We start from the raw sequence: 16,649 nt of genomic DNA, 5'->3' as shown, positions 1-16,649 counted from the left end.
TTCCGGATACCCCGAGCGGAGCACAACGCTTCACCGGAACTTATGTTCCGTGAATGTTGAACTACCTTTCCTCGGTGAGGTTCACTCGAAACACGCAACGTAGTCCAATCCGGTCGTAGCTGATCTTCGCCCCACCAGCGTTCTTTCCCTCGAATACCCGCTCGAGCAGTTGGGTACCAAATCCGCGTTTGCCGGGGGTGACAGGTGGGCCGCCCTTCTCACGCCAATGGAACTCAAGAAGCCGGCCGCCTTCAGCCTCCTGCAGCTTCCAATTGATCTCGATCGATCCCGTTGAGTTGGAGAGTGCGCCATATTTGATCGCATTTGTCGTCAGCTCATGAAGCGCGAGGGCGAAGGAGAGTGCGATGTTGGGTGGAAGCCAGATTTGTTCGCCGTGCATGTGGAAACGATCGAGGGAGGCATGCGGCTCAACGGCGGCTACAATCAGGGCGCTGAGGTCGGCGCCGCTCCAGTTCTCGAGGGTCAAGATGTCGTGCGCCTTTGCCAGAGACACCAGTCGGCTGGAAAGCGCCTCACGCGCCTGTGCCAGGCTGCTGGCGTTGCGCATGGATTGGGCAGCTATGGCCTGGACCACAGCCAGCGTGTTCTTGACCCTGTGGTTTAGTTCGTTGACGAGCAACTGGCGCTGTTCCTCCCCCCGTTTTCGCTCGGAAATATCCAAGCTGATCTGCACCGCGCCTGCGACAGAGCCGTCCGCGCTGCGGATCGGCCGTGCACTGGAAAGCAGGTATCGCTGCGCTCCCGACGGGAGAGTGTATGCAAATTCCTCGTTGGTGGTCTCTTCGCCTCGCATCGCCCTGCTGAGTGGGCGGTCCTCACGACTGACAGCTTGGCCATCCTTGTACGCAAGAGTATCGATCACCAGATCCGCTTTTCCAAACGACCTGTGAGGCTGCGACGGTAGCCCCATGAGGTCTGCAGCAAACCGGTTGCGGATTACCTGGCGCGCCTGCGGATCATAGGTAAACCATACCGCGGCGGGAACGGTTTCTAAAACCGTTTCCAACTCGCGCGTGCGCTCCGCGATGGCGTGCTCTGCCGTGATCATGGCCTGCCCAATCGTGTCGAACTCCGAGACCGAGGAAACGATCGGCTGCACTGGCCGCCCGCTGCCCAGCGCATCAGCTCGCTCGACGAGATCTGCGGTCGCCTTTGTGAAGGTCCTGCCGACAAAGTAGGCCAGGGCAACCGAGAAAAGCAGTGCCGAAAGACCAATCCCTGCAATCTGCGCGACAGACCACCATAGCGGCGCGTGGACCCGGGATAGTGGAACGTTGGCGGTGTAGAACCAGCCAGAGTAAGGCGACCGGTAGTATCCAGCCAGCAATCTGGTCCCTTCGAAATTCTGAGATTGGAAGGTTCCGGAGCGGCCCACGACCTTGGCTATGTATTCGGGCAAACCGGGTTTCCCGGTGACCTGGTCATGCATTTTGGATCTCGCGACATATTTTCCCTCGCGGTCGCCGATGCCGACAGTCCATCCCTCGGGGACCGCTGGCAGCATGACAAGGCGGATGCGTTCGGTAGGAACTGATATCGAAAGCAACAACGGTTCGCCGTTGAAACCCGAGACCTGCCTGCTGACGGCTACGCGATACTCGTTCGGCTTCTGCCCGGCGAACACATTGCCAACGAGGAGTCCAGCAAGTTTCAGTTGCTCGCGTTCGTCGAGAGTAGGCGCTGCTGCGAAAGGCTGATCGGAGGACGGCTCAGATTCAGTACTTACCACCCAACGACCGTCAATATTTCGCAGCGTGATTACCTCATCGGTCCCATCGACAAGGCGGCGTGCCTCGGCTCCAAAGGCCTGCCAATCGCCATTGGCAAGAGCGGGGGACTTGGAGAGCCCATCCAGAACTGTCTTGAGACTGGCGAGTTCCCCTTCCACTACCAGCGACACCTGGCGAGCCGTCCAAAGGGCCTCCTGCTCGATCCGTGATCTTTCATGCAGGGCGTAGGTTCCAAGCAGGTAGGCAGCAAAAAGCCAGACCGGCAACACAGCTGCCGCGATTAGTCCAAGCAGATGGACTCGTGCCGATCGACGAGACAATCTTTCTCCCCCCTATCCGACCCAATAGGACCTTAAACCGATGTGTGCGAACGACAAGGGCGCCGCGGTGATGTGATGAACGAGATCGACCAGATCGCGCTAACCTCGGTCACGCCGTCGTCGCGGCCACCGACATTCACAATTCCGTTGACGACAGAAACCGACGCTCCCACCATTGACCGCAATGTACCTTGTTCAGATTCTGTTGCCTTGTGTGGACAACGGCGGCCGGCCTTTCGCCCAAGAAGACTTTGAGAGTGTAAAGCGAGAGCTGACGCTCGTTTCGACGGCGTCACCGCCTACCTGCAGGCTCCTACCGACGGTTTGTGGAGGTGACGAGCCAAATGCCGACAAGATCGTCATCTTTGAAGTCATGACCGAGAGATCGACCTACTCGAGTGGCGTGATCGCCGTCTGCACTTGAGCGACGTTTCCGGCAGGATAACGTGATCATCCGCTGTGTGCCGATGACGTTGATCAAGTCGGCAGGTAGTCGCCGGATCGACATGCGTCCGCGCTCGACAGTGGGGCGATAAATTGGCGCCATCCCAACCCATGCGCCCCAGATCGACTCAGCGTTCGGCAGCTGGTGACTGGCACCAGCAAGTTACCCCGGGGAGTCATCATCAACCGATTTCGCGGAGTAACTAGCTCGAATGCAGCCCGAACCGGTTCGAAGGAAATGTCAGATATTGCGATCGCTCGCCTGCGTCGAAGCCGTGAGCAACCTCAACACCTCCGCCAGCCGATGCTCCGAGGTCGGCTTGCCCACATTGTGCACTCCTGACATCACAGGGCCACCGGCGAGATCCGGCCGGTCATAAGCGCTTGCCACAGCGAAAGGAATGCCGAGGCTGCTCAACATTTCGGCGACAGGAGTGACAACCTCATTGCCCAGATGGATATCGAGGAGCGCGACCGACGGCAGTTCCTCTTCCAGCAGGCGCTGTGCGTTTGCAACAGTCGCAACTGGACCCAAAACCCTCCAGCCGCGACGCTCAACCATGGCTTTGAGGTCCATCGCGATCAGAAATTCGTCCTCAACGATCAACGCGGTCTTCTGCACCAGCCCTCAATCCGGGCGAGCCGCCCTTTCGAGTGGGATGACGATTTGGGCCTCCAAACCACCAGGATGATATGTCTGTTCCACCCGACCGCCCAGATTGTAGGCGATTGCAAATTGGATGAGCTGGGTTCCATACCCCGTCGAGGTCGGTTCAGCGACCGATGGTCCGCCACGCTCAGACCATGTGATCCGCAGCGCATTCCCATCTTCAAGCAGCCACCGGATGTCCACTTGCCCTGCCGGTACTGACAAGGCCCCGTATTTGACGGCGTTGGTGGCCAGCTCGTGAAGGACGAGGCTGAGTGACATGATCTCTTTCGACGCAAGCGTCACCGGCGTTCCGGGCTCAACTCTGATCGCCTCGGGGCTGGACTGGAAGCCTCTGGTCGCACGCGCCACGAGCGCTTCAAGGCTATCTTCGCCATGATCTTTGAGGGAAAGGTCATTCGCCTCCACAATAGCGTCTAGGCGGCCTAGGAACGCGTCGCGATACTCCTCGCCCGAGATGCCCTCGGCCCTTGTTTGATTGGCTAGTGCCCGCACCAAGCCAAGCAGGTTCTTCATCCGGTGTCGTAGCTCACTGAATATCGCTTCGAACTCTTCGGCTTTGCGGCTTCTCTCGGTAGCGTCCACAATCGACAACAACATGACGTGGCTGACGTCGTCCGGGCTGAACAAGGTGCGCGCGGTGACAAGCATGGTCTTTTTCCCGATGTCCGGGAATTCGTGCTCGACCTTGTAATCTATGACGGCCGTACTTCTCGGAATGACATCCGACAGCAGACGCCGAAGCTCGGGAATGTCCCATTGGCCGTTTCCTAACTCGTAGAGATGCTGGCCGATGGTCTCATAGCGCTCGACGGCGAATGTTTTGATAAACGACCGGTTGGCGCTCTGCACGGTTAGACCGGCGTCGAGCACCAACAAGGGGTCGGGAACGGTGTCAACAATGCCCTGCGCTTGCACGTGACCAGTTCTGAGAATGCGATAGAGGTCTTCCAAGTTCATCGTCGAGATACCTGCTGAATGAGGTCAGCCTATGGGCCAACTGGTGTTTACACAACCCGCCGGACTGAGGCTGGTGACGTGCTCCCGGTTTTCCGGACCGTTCAGAGCTGGAATTTTCCAATTATGATCCCGATGATGGGAGAAGGAGAGTTCCGTGAAGAGGTCAAGGTTTTCGGAGGCGCAGATCGCGTTCATTTTGCGCCAGGCGGATGAAGGAACGCCGGTTGCGGAGGTGTGCCGCAAGGCCGGCATTTCGGACGCGACGTTCTATAATTGGAAGAAGCATTATGGCGGGCTGACGCCATCAGAGGTCAAGCGCATGCGCCAGCTCGAGGATGAGAACAATCGGCTGAAGAAGATCGTCGCCGACCTAACGCTCGACAAGGCCATGCTGCAGGATGTCCTGTCAAAAAAGCTCTGAAGCCTGTTCGCCGCCGCCGTCTTGTCGATGATGTCCGAAAGGATTGGAAGGTCTCGATCAGGCGGGCCTGTGCCTGCCTGCGGATCGATACCTCACTCTATCACTACAGGTCGAAGCGCGGCGACCAGGCGGCCTTGAAAGCTAGGATCAGGGAGATCACGGCGACGCGGGTGCGCTACGGCTACCGGCGCGTCCATGTATTGCAGCGCCCGGAGGGATGGTCCGTGAACGCCAAGCGAATCTATCGCCTCTACAAGGAGTTGGGCCTGCAAATCCGCAACAAGACGCCGAGGCGACGAGTGAGGGCAAAGCTGCGGGAGGATCGCCAGCAACCAGGTCTGGGCCATGGACTTCGTTCACGACCAACTGGCGACCGGCCGCAAGATCCGCGTGCTCACCGTCGTCGTCTCGCGCTTCTCCCCTGCGGTCGACCCAAGATTCAGCTATCGGGGAGAAGATGTCGTGGCGACACTTGAGAGAGCCTGCCGGTCGCAAGCCAACGGATAACGCCTTCATCGAATCCTTCAACGGCAAGTTCCGCAGCGAATGCCTCAACGCCCATTGGTTCCTGACGCTTGACGACGCCCGCCTGAAAATGGAGGAATGGCGTAAGGACTACAATACCGTCCGCCCCCACAGCGCCAGCGGGAACAAGCCGCCGATATCGCTCATGAAAGGCTCATCGGCGGCTTCCGCTGCCTGAGCCAGACACCCCGGAAGTTCCCGCCCGGGGCGGTCCAAAGACGGGGAGCACCTCACAACGTGAACAGGGCTAACTTATAGGCGCCGACAAAACGGGGAGCAGGTCACTGGCTGCCTAGCTGCCTCGGCGTGAAGGTCCGTAAGTCTGATGAACCGAAACCTTCCCGACCCCCGCACGTTTCATTGCCGCCAGCATCAAAGTGGGAGTTTCCACGCAGGGTCAGGACATCAGTGGGATCAAGCCTACAATCCTGCCGAATTCGCAGCAAACCATGGACTAACGGTCAGGCAGGCAATCTGGTTATTGAAAGCAATGGCCCCTCGCGTAAAAAATGCGATCAGGCGGGGCATGCGTTCGCAGCAGCCCTAAAGCAGTTCGGCCATGACCGTCACCCAAAGAGAACGTCTCCGGCAGATGCCGGCAACGGGCATCATTCCGTCTTCGACCAGGATGTCCTTCCTCCTGGCGAACTGACCGAAAATGCCTCGCGCCGTCTCGGCGTCGATCTCACCCGCCAATGCAGCCTTGCAGGCGCGGATCGCAGGTTCCGGTGTTCCCACACCAGTCCATGACGAACTGGTAGGCATCCACCCCGGAATTCATTTCACGAGTGGGCCGTTGCATCGATCAGCAACGGACAATGCCGCGCCAGGCTTCTGACGCACAGGACTCAATCTGGCCCCGGGCCTCGCAATATCGCCCCCCGCTCACGAGAAAGATGGTTGATTACTACGAAAATGGATGAGCCCTATCTGACCGATGTCCCCAGTGTGGCTTCACCGATATCGCGCCTGGTTCCACTTATGGCCGAGCAGCGACAGGATGATGATCAGCCCGTTGAAGAACTGCACGTAAAAGCCGCTCAGGCCCGCAGCTACCACGCCGGTCTGGATGAACGACACGGTGACCGCGCCGATGGCGCCGCCGACCACCGTGCCGATGCCACCCCAGGTCGGCGTGCCGCCGACGAATACCGACGCCAGTACCGGCAAAAGATAGCCGTCACCGGCCGTCGGCCACCAGGTGAAGTTGATCATCACCGAGAACGTGCCGGCGATCGCCGCCCCGATGCCGGTGAAGACAAACACTTTCACCTTCACCAGCTTGACGTCGATGCCCATCTGCCTGGCGCTGTCCGGATTGTCGCCGACCACCCTTACCTGGGCGCCGAAGCGGTGCCGGTTGTAGAGTAGCGCCGAGAACACGACGAAGGCGATCGCCCAGAAGATCTGCACCGGAATGCCCCAGATCTGGCTGGAGAGGATCTTGTAGGCCGCGCTGTCGGCCAGATTGGTCAGCGCCGTCGACTTGCCCTCGTTGATGATCTGGATCAGGCCGCGCAGCAGGAAGTTCATGCCGAGGGTGGCGATCAGCGACGATAGCCCGCCATAGACCACCAGCGACCCGACCAGGAAGCCGAGCAGCGTGCCGGTGACGAGAGCGGCCGCAATGCCGAGGAACGGATCGTAGCCAGCCTGCACCACCAGCGCGAAGACCCAGGACGCAAAACCCATCGTTGCCGGGAACGACAGGTCGATCTCGTCGCAGGTGACGACGAAGACCAGCGGCACCACCACGAACAGCGCAACGGGAAGCGTCGTCAGTACCGAGCTGTAGAGATACCAGGTAGTGAAGACGGTCGGGTTGGCGATGATGAAAACCGCCATCATGACGATGAACACGGCAAGCGTGCCCAATGATGCGCGGTTGTCGAGGACGAAGCCGCGCAGCCAGTGGTTGGACGGATGACTCCACTCCTTGGCAGCCGGGCCGCTTGTTCTTCCGAGGGGAGTTTGCAGGTCGGGTTCCATGGCCTTGCTCATCACCTTCTCTGCTCCGCGCCCTCGTGCAGCCCCGGCAGGCCGCCGGGATGCGCCACGTCTTCCATGAAATTGATCAAGTCCTCGGCAGACTTCACCTCGCTACGGTCGGCCGTCAACGCCACCTTGCCGCGGTCGAGCACCACGAAGCGATCGGCGATGTCGAAGACGTGGTGGATGTTGTGGCCGATGAACAGGATCGAGCGGCCGCTCGCCCGCACCTGGCGCACGAAATGGAAAACTTTTGCCGTCTCGGTCAGCGACAGCGCCGTCGTCGGCTCGTCGAGGATGATCAGTTCCGCCTGCTTGTAGATGGCGCGCGCGATCGCTACGCCCTGGCGCTCGCCGCCCGAGAGCTGGCCGACGATCGAATGCGGCGTGAACACTTTCGAGGTGAAGCCGATCTCGCGCATCAGCCGGCTCGCCTCCGCGATCTCCTTGTTGACCTTCAGCCAGCCCATGAAGCCGGTTAGCTCTCGACCCATGAAGATGTTGCGCACGATGGTCTGCTGCACGGCCAGAGCCCGGTCCTGGAACACGGTCTCGATGCCGGCCTCGCGCGAGCGCGCCGCGCTCCATCCCGTGACCGGCTTTTCCCCTACCAGAATCTCTCCGCTGGTCGGCCTGACCACGCCGGACAGGATCTTGATCAGCGTCGACTTGCCGGCGCCGTTGTCGCCGATCAGGCCGACCACCTCGCCGCGATCGACGCTGAGGTTGACACCGCCCAGCGCATAGACCTGGCCGTAGGATTTCTTGATGTCGCGCAGTTCGATGATGCGTTCGCCCATGCGATCCTCGCTTGCAATGGCTGTTCGGCGGCTTCTTCGCCGGCGGTCCCGCCGGCCGGGTTAAGCCCGGCCGGCTGCCTGGGAGGTCAGCGCAGCGCCTGCTTGGCGAGCTCTGAGACGATCTCGTAGTTCTGCGGCGTGACGAAGCCGGCGCCGGTGTCGACATTCATGGGAGCCAACCCCAGCACCACCTGCTGGCAAAGGCTGAGGATCGGCATGTAGCCCTGCATGAACGGCTGCTGGTCGGCCGTCAGTTGCACCCAGCCACCCTTGAAGGCCTCGACGATCTGTGGGCTGGTGTCGAAGCCGAAATTGAAAATGTCGCCAGGCTTCCTCCCCGCCGCCTGCATATAAGTGGCGACATTGCCGAGCATCTGCCCGCCGGGATAACCGACCGCCTTGACGCCGGGGTTGTTGAGCAGCGCGGCAGTGATCGGCGGGATCGCGAGATTGGGATCGGCTGCCCATTCGGTTTGTGAATTGATCTGAACGACATCCACGCCGGCCTCCTTCAGCGCGGCGACCGTCCCACGCTCGCGCGCACCGCGGCTCTCATTCTCGAACGGACCGATCATGATCGCCTTGTCGCCGGCCTTCAGCCCGGCCAGCTTGAACGCCTCGGCGCCGAGCGCGCGCCCCTGCTGCTCCTGCTGCGCGCCGACATAACCGCCCCCGAACGCCGCCACCACAGTCGGCACCGGAACGTTCTGGTACATCATCTTGATGCCGTCCTTATGCGCCTGTTCGGCCAGCGGCATGATCGCTGCGTCGCCCGGATGGCCCATCATGGCGATGCCCTGGGGCTTGACGGCGACCGCTTCACGCAACTGCTGCACCATCTTTTCGACGTCCCAACCGGAAAAGATGTAGTCGACCTTCGGCCCGAGATCGGCCGCTGCCTGCTTGGCGCCATTATAGACGATGGTGCCGAAGGCGTCGCCCTCGGCGCCGCCGACGAAGAAGCGGATGTGGACGTCCTTGCACCATTGCGCGTCGAGCGCCTTTGCCGGCAAGGTGGAAATCGAGGCGCAGAGCGCCGTGGCGGCCGCCACGACGGTCGAGCGTAGAACGGTTCTTCTGGTCGTGATGCTCATGCACGTTCCTCCCTTTTGGTCCCTCGCGATCAAGGGTTTTCAACAGTTGCTCGGATCGGCCGGCTCCTCCCGCCGGCCGGCACTCAAACCGGATTGGGCAGGTAGCTATTGCCTCCCCGGCATTGCTTCAGATAGTCGAGCGCGCGCGCCTGCCCGGTGATCTCCAGGTCGCCGCGATAGACCGGGTCGTGCCAGCCCTCGATGTCGATGGCGCCCTTGTAGCCGGCCAGCCGCAATTCGCTGATCACCCTCGTCCAGTCGCTGTCGCCGAAGCCCGGCGTGCGCATCTGCACGAAAGGCAGGCGACCGAACACGCCATGCTCGCGGATTACGTCCCAACGCACGGTGGCGTCCTTGCCATGGACGTGGAAGATGCGCGGCGCCCATTTGCGGATCTGCGGGATCGGGTCGATCAGGTATACGAGCTGGTGGCAGGGCTCCCATTCGAGCCCGAGATTGTCATTGGGCAATTCGTTGAACATCAGCTCCCAGGCGTCCGGGTTGTGGGCGATGTTCCAGTCGCCGCTCGCCCAGTTGCCGTCCATGGCGCAGTTCTCGAAGGCGATGCGCACGCCCTTGTCGGCGGCGCGCCTGGCCAGTGGTCCCCAGACCTCGCGGAAGCGCGGCAGGCTGTCGGTCAGCTCCTTGCCGCGGATGCGGCCGGTGAAACCGCAGACCATCGAAGTGCCGAACAGATGCGCGTTATCGATGACGGCTTCCCAGGCGCGGAGCACGCCCTGATCGACCTCGCCGCTTTCGAGTGGATTGCCGAACACCCCAATCGACGACACGGCCACGTCGGCATCGCCGATCGCCTCCTTTATCTGGCCGGCCAGCCTGGGCAGGTCCTTGCCGCCCAGCGTCTGCCAGAAGAAGGGCTGGATGCTCTCGAAGCCAAGCGGCACTATCTCTCTGATATAGGCCGCCGGATCGTCGAGATTGGCCCGCACCATCGTGCCGATCCTGATGTCGAGAAGCGGGTTTGGCATCGTCATCCTTCCTGGATCTCGATCGCTACGCGCCGTCCGGTTTCCGCGCTTTCGATCGCGCCGAATACCATGGCGAGGCTTTTGATGTTGTCTGCGCCGCGGGTCTCCGGCTCGGTGCCGGTTTCGATGGCGCGCATGAAATCCTGGATGATGCCGAGATGGCCGTCGACCCGGTCGGCGGGATCGAGCGGTGGCACCTCGATGGCTTGCGTCTTGTCGATGATACCGTCGCGGCCGGAGGCAACCACCTCCGCCGTCAGCCGGTCATGGCCATCCCACAGGAGGCTGCCGCGCTGGGCGACGATGCGCCAGTCGCCTTCCCAACTCGTGCGAAAACCGTCGGCGCACCAGGAGCCGGCATAGGTGAAGACCTTGCCGCCGCCGAGATCGAAGACTGCGCTCGCCGACGATCCCTGCCGGTACCAGGAACTGGCCGGCTCCCACTCCTGGCAATAGACGCTTGCCGGCTCGCCGGCGACCATGTAGCGCGCGGCGTCGAAAGTATGGATCGCCATGTCAAGCAGCAGCACGTGGCGCATCTTCTCGCGAAATCCGCCGAAATGCGGCGCGATGAAGAAGTCGGCATGGATGCTGGTCGGCTTGCCGATGGCGCCGGAGTCCAGGAACCGCCTGATCCGCCTGACATTGGCGACATAGCGCCGGTTCTGCACTACGGCGTGGACGCGGCCGGCCTGGCGCGCCGCCGCGATGATGGCCCGCGCATTCTCCGGGCTGTCGGCCAGCGGCTTTTCGGTGAGCAGGTGGCAATGATGGGCAAAGGCCGAAAGCGCGACTTGGCGGCGGGCCGCCGGAACCACGACATCGAACACGGCGTCGGGCTTCGCCTCATCGAGAACTGCGTCGAGACTGGTGCCGATGACGGCGTTTGCGAGATCGAATTCGCGCGCCCTCGCCTTGGCCCGCTCCGCATCGAGATCGACAAGGCCGGCAATGGCAAGCCCCTCGATCCGCCTTGCGGCATCGAGCCACTGCCTGCTCATGGCTCCGCACCCGACCAGGACGACCTTCATTATCCAGCGCTCCTCCTCCGCTCGGCCCCTCCCGGCCGAGTGTCACGGCACCGACGGCATCACCGTAAACGTTTCTCCGTAAACGTTTACGAGAACACACCCGATGGCGTAGAATGTCAACCGGCTGTTCGCGAAAATCGTCCCGAAGCCTTGGCCTGAGCGACAGCCGGTGCTAGCCAAGGCAAGGGAGAGTGGCTCTTGGCGTCCAGCATTCATGACCTTGCGCGTCATCTGAAGATTTCGATCGGCACCGTGTCGCGGGCGCTGAACGGCCGCGCCGACGTCAATGCCGATACGCGCCAGCGCGTGCTGGAAGCGGCGAGAGAGTTGAACTATTCGCCGAACCAGTCCGGCCGTAGTCTGAGGCAAGGCGCTACCCGGTCGATCGCGTTCATGCTGCAGCCGCATCCGGGCGACCAGCAATATGGCGAGCCTTTCTTCATCCCTTTCCTGACCGGCCTGCAGGCGCGGCTTGCCGAAAGCGGGCTCGATCTGATGGTCGTCATGGGTGAGCCCGGCCAATACCAACCGGAGAGGCTGCGCCGCGTGGTTGAAACTCGCCGGGCCGATGCGGTCGTGTTGGCTAACACACGGCGGAAAGACGATCGGATCGACTATCTCAGCAAGGCCGGCTTTCCATTCGCCACGCTTGGCCGGAGTCAATCCGGGGGCGACAGCTATCCTTCGCTCGATATCGATTTCGAGAGGGCGGGTGACGAAGCAGTCGACCGGCTGGTCGCGCGCGGCCACCGCCGCATTGCCGCCATCCGCCCTTCGCTTGATCTCAACTTCGGCTACCTGTTCCTCGACGGCTACCGTAAGGCGCTGAAGAGGCACGGCATCGAAATCGACCCCGACCTTATCGCCGACGGTTTCATCAACGAGGCCGGTGGCTACGAGGTCACGCCGCGCGTGATGCTCCCCAAGGAAAGGCCGACCGCAATCATCTTCAACAATGACGCGATGGCGCTTGGCGGCTGCAAGGCGCTGGCCGAGATGGGCATCAGGCCGGGCCACGACGTCGCGGTGATCGTCATCGTCGACACGCCGCTTTGCCGCTACTTCTCCCCGGCGCTAACCGCCTTCCGTCCGTCGCTGGAGCCCATGGGAAGGCGGCTCGCCGAAATGCTACTCGCAGCACTCCCCACCTTCGCCGGCCCAGACGGCGCGCGCGTCATCCGCGAGGTCTGGCCGCTGGAGTTGATCGCGCGAGAGAGCGATTAAGCTGGCTTAGTAGGGTCCGCCACTTGCGGCTGTCGCCTGCGCGTCAAAGGATGATCACTAGACAGTAAGGAGCTTGCGTACAGCGCGCCTGTCCAGATCCTCGGCGGGGCCGGTATGCACTATCTGGCCACGGTCCATGATGTTGACGTCGTCGGCAAGGTCCCGGCAGAAATCCAGGTACTGCTCGACCAGCAGCACCGCGATCCCGGCCTGGTCGCGCAGATAGCGTATGGCGCGGCCGATATCCTTGATGATCGAAGGCTGGATGCCCTCGGTCGGCTCGTCGAGCACCAGGAGCTTCGGCCGCATCACCAACCCGCGGCCGATGGCGAGTTGCTGCTGCTGTCCGCCGGAAAGGTCGCCGCCGCGGCGCGACAGCATCTGGTTCAGGACTGGGAACAGCTCGAAGACATGCGACGGGATGTTGCGGTCGCCCGGCTTCAGCGGCGCGAAGCCCGATTCCAGATTTTCGCGCACCGTGAGCAGGGGAAAGATCTCCCTGCCCTGCGGCACGAATGCGATGCCCGACCGGGCTCGGTCATACGCCGCGCTCCGGTCGAGCGCCTTCCCCTCGAAGGCAACGCTTCCGCTCGTCAGCCTGTGATGGCCGACGATGGATCTCATCAAACTGGTCTTGCCGACGCCGTTGCGGCCGAGCACGCAGGTGATCTTGCCCGCGCCGGCTTTCAGCGAAACACCGCGCAGCGCCTGGGCAGCGCCGTAATGCAGCGTGGCGTTGGAGACTTCGAGCATGCTCAGCCCCTTCTCCAGCGCCGAAGGAAGGAAAGGTCGAAACGATGAAAGGAGATCCGCCAGATCATGCTCAGCGCCCCAGATAGACTTCGACGACGCGCTCGTCGGCCGAAACGAAATCAAGCGTGCCTTCCGACAGCACCGAGCCTTCGTGCAGGCAGGTGACCTTGACGCCGAGCTCGCGCACGAAATGCATGTCGTGCTCGACAACGATCACAGAATGGTCGCGGGCGATGTCCTTGAGCAGGCGCGCGGTCTCCTCGGTCTCGGCATCGGTCATGCCGGCGACCGGCTCGTCTACGAGCAAAAGCTTCGGGTCCTGCGCCAACAGCATGCCGATCTCCAGCCACTGCTTCTGGCCATGGCTGAGAGTGGCGGCGAGCTCCTCGCGCTTGTCGCCGAGGCGGATGATGCCGAGGATATCGTCGATGCGCCGCGCCTCGGCGGCCGAGCGGCGATGGAACAGGGCCGGGAAGATCGAGCGCGGCCCCTTCAGCGCCAGCATCAGATTGTCCTCGACGCTGTGGCTCTCGAAGACGGTCGGCTTCTGGAACTTGCGGCCGATGCCCATCATGGCGATCTCCGCCTCGTCATATCGGGTGAGGTCGACCTGACCGTCGAAAAACACCTCGCCCTCATCCGGCCGCGTCTTGCCGGTGACGATGTCCATCATCGTCGTCTTGCCGGCGCCGTTAGGCCCGATGATGGCGCGCATCTCGCCCTTGTCGAGCACCAGCGACAGATTGTTGATGGCGCGAAAGCCATCGAAGGAGACCGAGACGCCGTCGAGATAGAGGATGGTGTTCGACTTGCTCATGGTCGCTCACTCCGCCGGCTGCGGTTCGGGGCCGGGGGCGACCAGGCGCCTGGAGTCGTCGCCGCCGAGCGCACGATTGTCGGCTGCGCTTCCTGCGGATCGGTGCCGGCTTCCGCGGCGAGCGAGGCCGCTCGCGCCCTGGCCTTGCCGCGCCAGCCGTCCCACATGCCGACAACGCCCTTGGGCAGGAACAGTGTAATGGCGACGAACAGCCCGCCAAGCGCGAACAGCCAGAATTCCGGCAGCATGCCGGTGAACCAGGATTTGCCCGCATTGACCAGCAGCGCGCCGATGATCGGGCCGACGATGGTGCCGCGCCCGCCGACGGCGGTCCAGATCACCACCTCGATCGAATTGGCTGGCTCGAACTCGCCGGGATTGATGATGCCGACCTGCGGCACGTAGAGCGCCCCGGCAATGCCGGCCATGACGGCCGAGACGGTGAAGGCGAAGAGCTTTACTTTCTCGGCCCGCCAGCCGAGGAAGCGGGTGCGGCTCTCCGCGTCGCGCACCGCCATCAGCAGCTTGCCGTATTTGGAGTGCACGATCGCCGCGGTGACGAAGACGGCGAGCGCGAGCGTGACGGCGCTTGCCGAAAACAGCGCCGAGCGCGTCGCGTCGGCCTGCACGTTGAAGCCCAGAATATCCTTGAAGTCGGTCAGGCCGTTATTGCCGCCAAAGCCCATGTCGTTGCGGAAGAAGGCAAGCAGCAGCGCATAGGTCACAGCCTGGGTGATGATCGAGAGATAGACGCCGGTGACGCGGCTGCGGAAGGCGAACCAGCCGAACACGAAGGCGAGCAAGCCGGGCACCGCCAGCACCATCAGCACCGCGAACCAGAAATGGTCGAAGCCATGCCAGAACCAGGGCAGTTCGTTGTAGTTCAGGAACACCATGAAGTCGGGCAGGATGGGATTGCCGTAGCCGCCGCGTGAACCGATCTGGCGCATCAGATACATGCCCATCGCATAGCCGCCCAGCGCGAAGAAGGCGCCGTGGCCGAGCGAGAGGATGCCGCAATAACCCCAGACGAGGTCGAGCGCCAGCGCCAGCAGCGCGTAGCAGAGATACTTGCCGACCAGCGCCACGATATAGGGCGGGACGTAAATGGCGCTTGCCGGCGAGACCGCGAGGTTGAGCAGCGGCACGATGATGGCCGCGGCCAGCAGGATGACTATCGTGATCGCGACGCGCCGGTCGGCGCCGAGGAAGCGCTGCGTGATCATGCTTCCACCGCCCTGCCCTTCAGCGCGAACAGGCCGCGCGGGCGCTTCTGGATGAACAGGATGATCAGTACCAGCACGACGATCTTGCCGAGCACCGCGCCGGCATAGGGCTCGAGGAACTTGTTGACGATGCCGAGCGAGAAGGCGCCGACCAGCGTGCCCCAGAGATTGCCGACGCCGCCGAACACCACGACCATGAAACTGTCGATAATGTAGCCGCGGCCGAGATTTGGCGAGACGTTGTCGATCTGGCTGAGCGCCACACCGGCGATCCCGGCGACGCCGGAGCCGAGCGCGAAGGTCAGCGCGTCGACCCAGGGCGTCCTGATGCCCATGGATGCGGCCATGCGGCGATTGGCGGTGACGGCGCGCATCTGCAGGCCCCAGGGTGTTCGCTTCATGACATAGAGCAGAACGCCGAACACCAGGAGCGCGAACACCAGGATCCACAGCCGGTTCCAGGTGACGGCCAACTGGCCGATGTTGAACGCCCCCGACATCCAGGACGGATTGCCGACCTCCTGGTTGGTCGGGCCGAAGATGGTGCGCACCGCCTGCTGCAGGATCAGCGAGATGCCCCAAGTAGCCAGAAGCGTCTCCAGCGGCCGGCCGTAGAGGAAGCGGATGACCCCGCGCTCGATGGCAAGGCCGACCAGCCCCGACACCAGGAAAGCGAGCGGCAGCGCAATCACCAGCGACCAGTCGAAGAGGCCCGGAAATGAGGTGCGGATCAGCTGCTGGACGACGAAAGTGGTGTAGGCGCCGAGCATCACCATTTCGCCATGCGCCATGTTGATGACGCCCATGACGCCGAAGGTGATGGCGAGACCGATGGCGGCCAGCAGCAGCACCGATCCGAGCGATATGCCGTACCAGATGTTCTGGCCGGCATCCCACAGCGCCAGCGTCGAATTGATATGGCCGATCGCGGCGGTCGCCGCGTCCTTGACCGCGCCTTGCGCGCTGGTCTCCACGGAGGTCAGCAGCGAAAGCGCATCGCGGTTGCCACGCGCCGCGATGAGCGCGATGGCAGCGAGCTTGTCGGCTTCCGGCTTGTCGGAAGCCAGAACCGACGCCGCGCGCGCCTGCTCGAACAGCGCCTTGACGGCAGGGGCGGTTTCGGCGGCGATCGCGGCATCGAGCGGCTCGATATTCGCGGCGTCAGGCGTCTTGAACATGGTCGTGGCGGCGGCGAGGCGCACGCTCGCATCCTTGGCGCGCAGCGTCAGCGCGCCCGACGCGTCACGAATGGCGCGGCGAAGACCGTTATTGACCTTGATCTTGGTGAGATCGGCCTTGGCGGCATCGGCGGACTTGTCGCCGCTCAGCGGATCGAGCAGTTCGACGCCGCTCGCCGCGTCCTTGCCGATGAAGACCTGGGAATCGGCCTTGCGGATATAGAGGTTGCCGTCAGCGAGCGCCGATAGCGGCTTTTCGACGGCGGGGTCGCCGCTGGCCGCGAGCTCGCGCACGATCGCTTCCGTGGCCGAGAAATTGGTTGCCGTCGCGAATTTGGCGATGGTCGCGCGAAGATCGGCCTCGGCTGCCTTCGACTGCAGCAGGCCTGCCATCGTCAGCAGCAGCGTCAAGCCAATTGCGCGCAATAGGATCATCAGCTTCAGCGAATCTCAAAGA

General features: G+C 62.6%; 13 protein-coding genes and 2 pseudogenes. 2 read left to right on the top strand and 13 right to left on the bottom strand.

From position 1 onward, the window contains the following. Positions 1-61: 61 nt before the first annotated feature. The 3 genes from EN818_RS27400 to EN818_RS27385 all read right to left on the bottom strand — a co-directional run bounded on the left by EN818_RS27400 (position 62) and on the right by EN818_RS27385 (position 4,145). Positions 62-2,020 (bottom strand): HWE histidine kinase domain-containing protein, encoded by a 1,959-nt coding sequence (locus EN818_RS27400; RefSeq protein ID WP_245518889.1) that lies wholly within the window; start codon positions 2,018-2,020, stop codon positions 62-64. 736 nt (positions 2,021-2,756) lie between these two features. Then, entirely contained in the window at positions 2,757-3,137 is a 381-nt protein-coding gene (locus EN818_RS27390) for a response regulator (protein ID WP_135906000.1), read from the bottom strand. A gap of 6 nt (positions 3,138-3,143) precedes the next feature. Then, the gene (locus EN818_RS27385) at positions 3,144-4,145 is read right to left on the bottom strand and encodes an HWE histidine kinase domain-containing protein (protein ID WP_135905999.1); all 1,002 of its coding nucleotides are present in this window, start codon (positions 4,143-4,145) and stop codon (positions 3,144-3,146) included. A 154-nt stretch (positions 4,146-4,299) separates the two neighbouring features. Here EN818_RS27385 and EN818_RS27380 point away from each other — a divergent pair. Continuing rightward, a pseudogene (locus EN818_RS27380) lies at positions 4,300-5,269 on the top strand (IS3 family transposase). 365 nt (positions 5,270-5,634) lie between these two features. On the opposite strand, the pseudogene EN818_RS27375 reads toward EN818_RS27380, so the two are convergent. The 6 genes and pseudogenes from EN818_RS27375 to EN818_RS27350 form a co-directional block, all read right to left on the bottom strand. Beyond that, positions 5,635-5,893: pseudogene (locus EN818_RS27375) on the bottom strand (DUF982 domain-containing protein). Positions 5,894-6,045: 152 nt separating this feature from the next. After that, complete coding sequence (locus EN818_RS27370) at positions 6,046-7,092, bottom strand: ABC transporter permease (protein WP_129553326.1); 1,047 nt, start codon at positions 7,090-7,092, stop codon at positions 6,046-6,048. Then, positions 7,092-7,880: an ATP-binding cassette domain-containing protein gene (locus EN818_RS27365; RefSeq protein ID WP_129553327.1), complete on the bottom strand. Its 789-nt coding sequence runs from the start codon at positions 7,878-7,880 to the stop codon at positions 7,092-7,094. The genes EN818_RS27370 and EN818_RS27365 overlap by 1 nt, the downstream gene beginning before the upstream one ends. Positions 7,881-7,966: 86 nt before the next feature. After that, the gene (locus tag EN818_RS27360) at positions 7,967-8,974 is read right to left on the bottom strand and encodes a substrate-binding domain-containing protein (protein ID WP_135905998.1); all 1,008 of its coding nucleotides are present in this window, start codon (positions 8,972-8,974) and stop codon (positions 7,967-7,969) included. Positions 8,975-9,057: 83 nt separating this feature from the next. Continuing rightward, entirely contained in the window at positions 9,058-9,963 is a 906-nt protein-coding gene (locus EN818_RS27355) for a sugar phosphate isomerase/epimerase (RefSeq protein ID WP_189523853.1), read from the bottom strand. A 2-nt stretch (positions 9,964-9,965) separates the two neighbouring features. Beyond that, on the bottom strand, positions 9,966-10,997 hold the full coding sequence (locus EN818_RS27350) for a Gfo/Idh/MocA family oxidoreductase (RefSeq protein ID WP_135905997.1): 1,032 nt from the start codon (positions 10,995-10,997) through the stop codon (positions 9,966-9,968). A gap of 195 nt (positions 10,998-11,192) precedes the next feature. On the opposite strand from EN818_RS27350, the gene EN818_RS27345 reads away from it, so the two are divergent. After that, positions 11,193-12,218 (top strand): LacI family DNA-binding transcriptional regulator, encoded by a 1,026-nt coding sequence (locus EN818_RS27345; RefSeq protein ID WP_135905996.1) that lies wholly within the window; start codon positions 11,193-11,195, stop codon positions 12,216-12,218. Between the two features lie 57 nt (positions 12,219-12,275). Here the strand turns inward: EN818_RS27345 and urtE are convergent, their stop codons facing one another. The 4 genes from urtE to urtB form a co-directional block, all read right to left on the bottom strand. After that, positions 12,276-12,971 (bottom strand): urea ABC transporter ATP-binding subunit UrtE, encoded by a 696-nt coding sequence (gene urtE, locus EN818_RS27340; protein ID WP_135905995.1) that lies wholly within the window; start codon positions 12,969-12,971, stop codon positions 12,276-12,278. 70 nt (positions 12,972-13,041) lie between these two features. Further along, the gene (gene urtD, locus EN818_RS27335) at positions 13,042-13,788 is read right to left on the bottom strand and encodes an urea ABC transporter ATP-binding protein UrtD (protein ID WP_135905994.1); all 747 of its coding nucleotides are present in this window, start codon (positions 13,786-13,788) and stop codon (positions 13,042-13,044) included. Then, positions 13,785-15,014: an urea ABC transporter permease subunit UrtC gene (gene urtC / locus EN818_RS27330; protein ID WP_189523852.1), complete on the bottom strand. Its 1,230-nt coding sequence runs from the start codon at positions 15,012-15,014 to the stop codon at positions 13,785-13,787. The genes urtD and urtC overlap by 4 nt, the downstream gene beginning before the upstream one ends. Further along, positions 15,011-16,627: an urea ABC transporter permease subunit UrtB gene (gene urtB, locus EN818_RS27325; protein WP_135905993.1), complete on the bottom strand. Its 1,617-nt coding sequence runs from the start codon at positions 16,625-16,627 to the stop codon at positions 15,011-15,013. Before urtB ends, urtC begins: the two co-directional genes overlap by 4 nt. Positions 16,628-16,649 lie beyond the last annotated feature (22 nt).

This window comes from Mesorhizobium sp. M3A.F.Ca.ET.175.01.1.1 (assembly GCF_004791945.1).
Taxonomy (GTDB): Bacteria; Pseudomonadota; Alphaproteobacteria; order Rhizobiales; family Rhizobiaceae; genus Mesorhizobium.
Note: the sequence above shows the minus strand (reverse complement) of the source record. Positions and strands in the feature narration are given on the sequence as shown.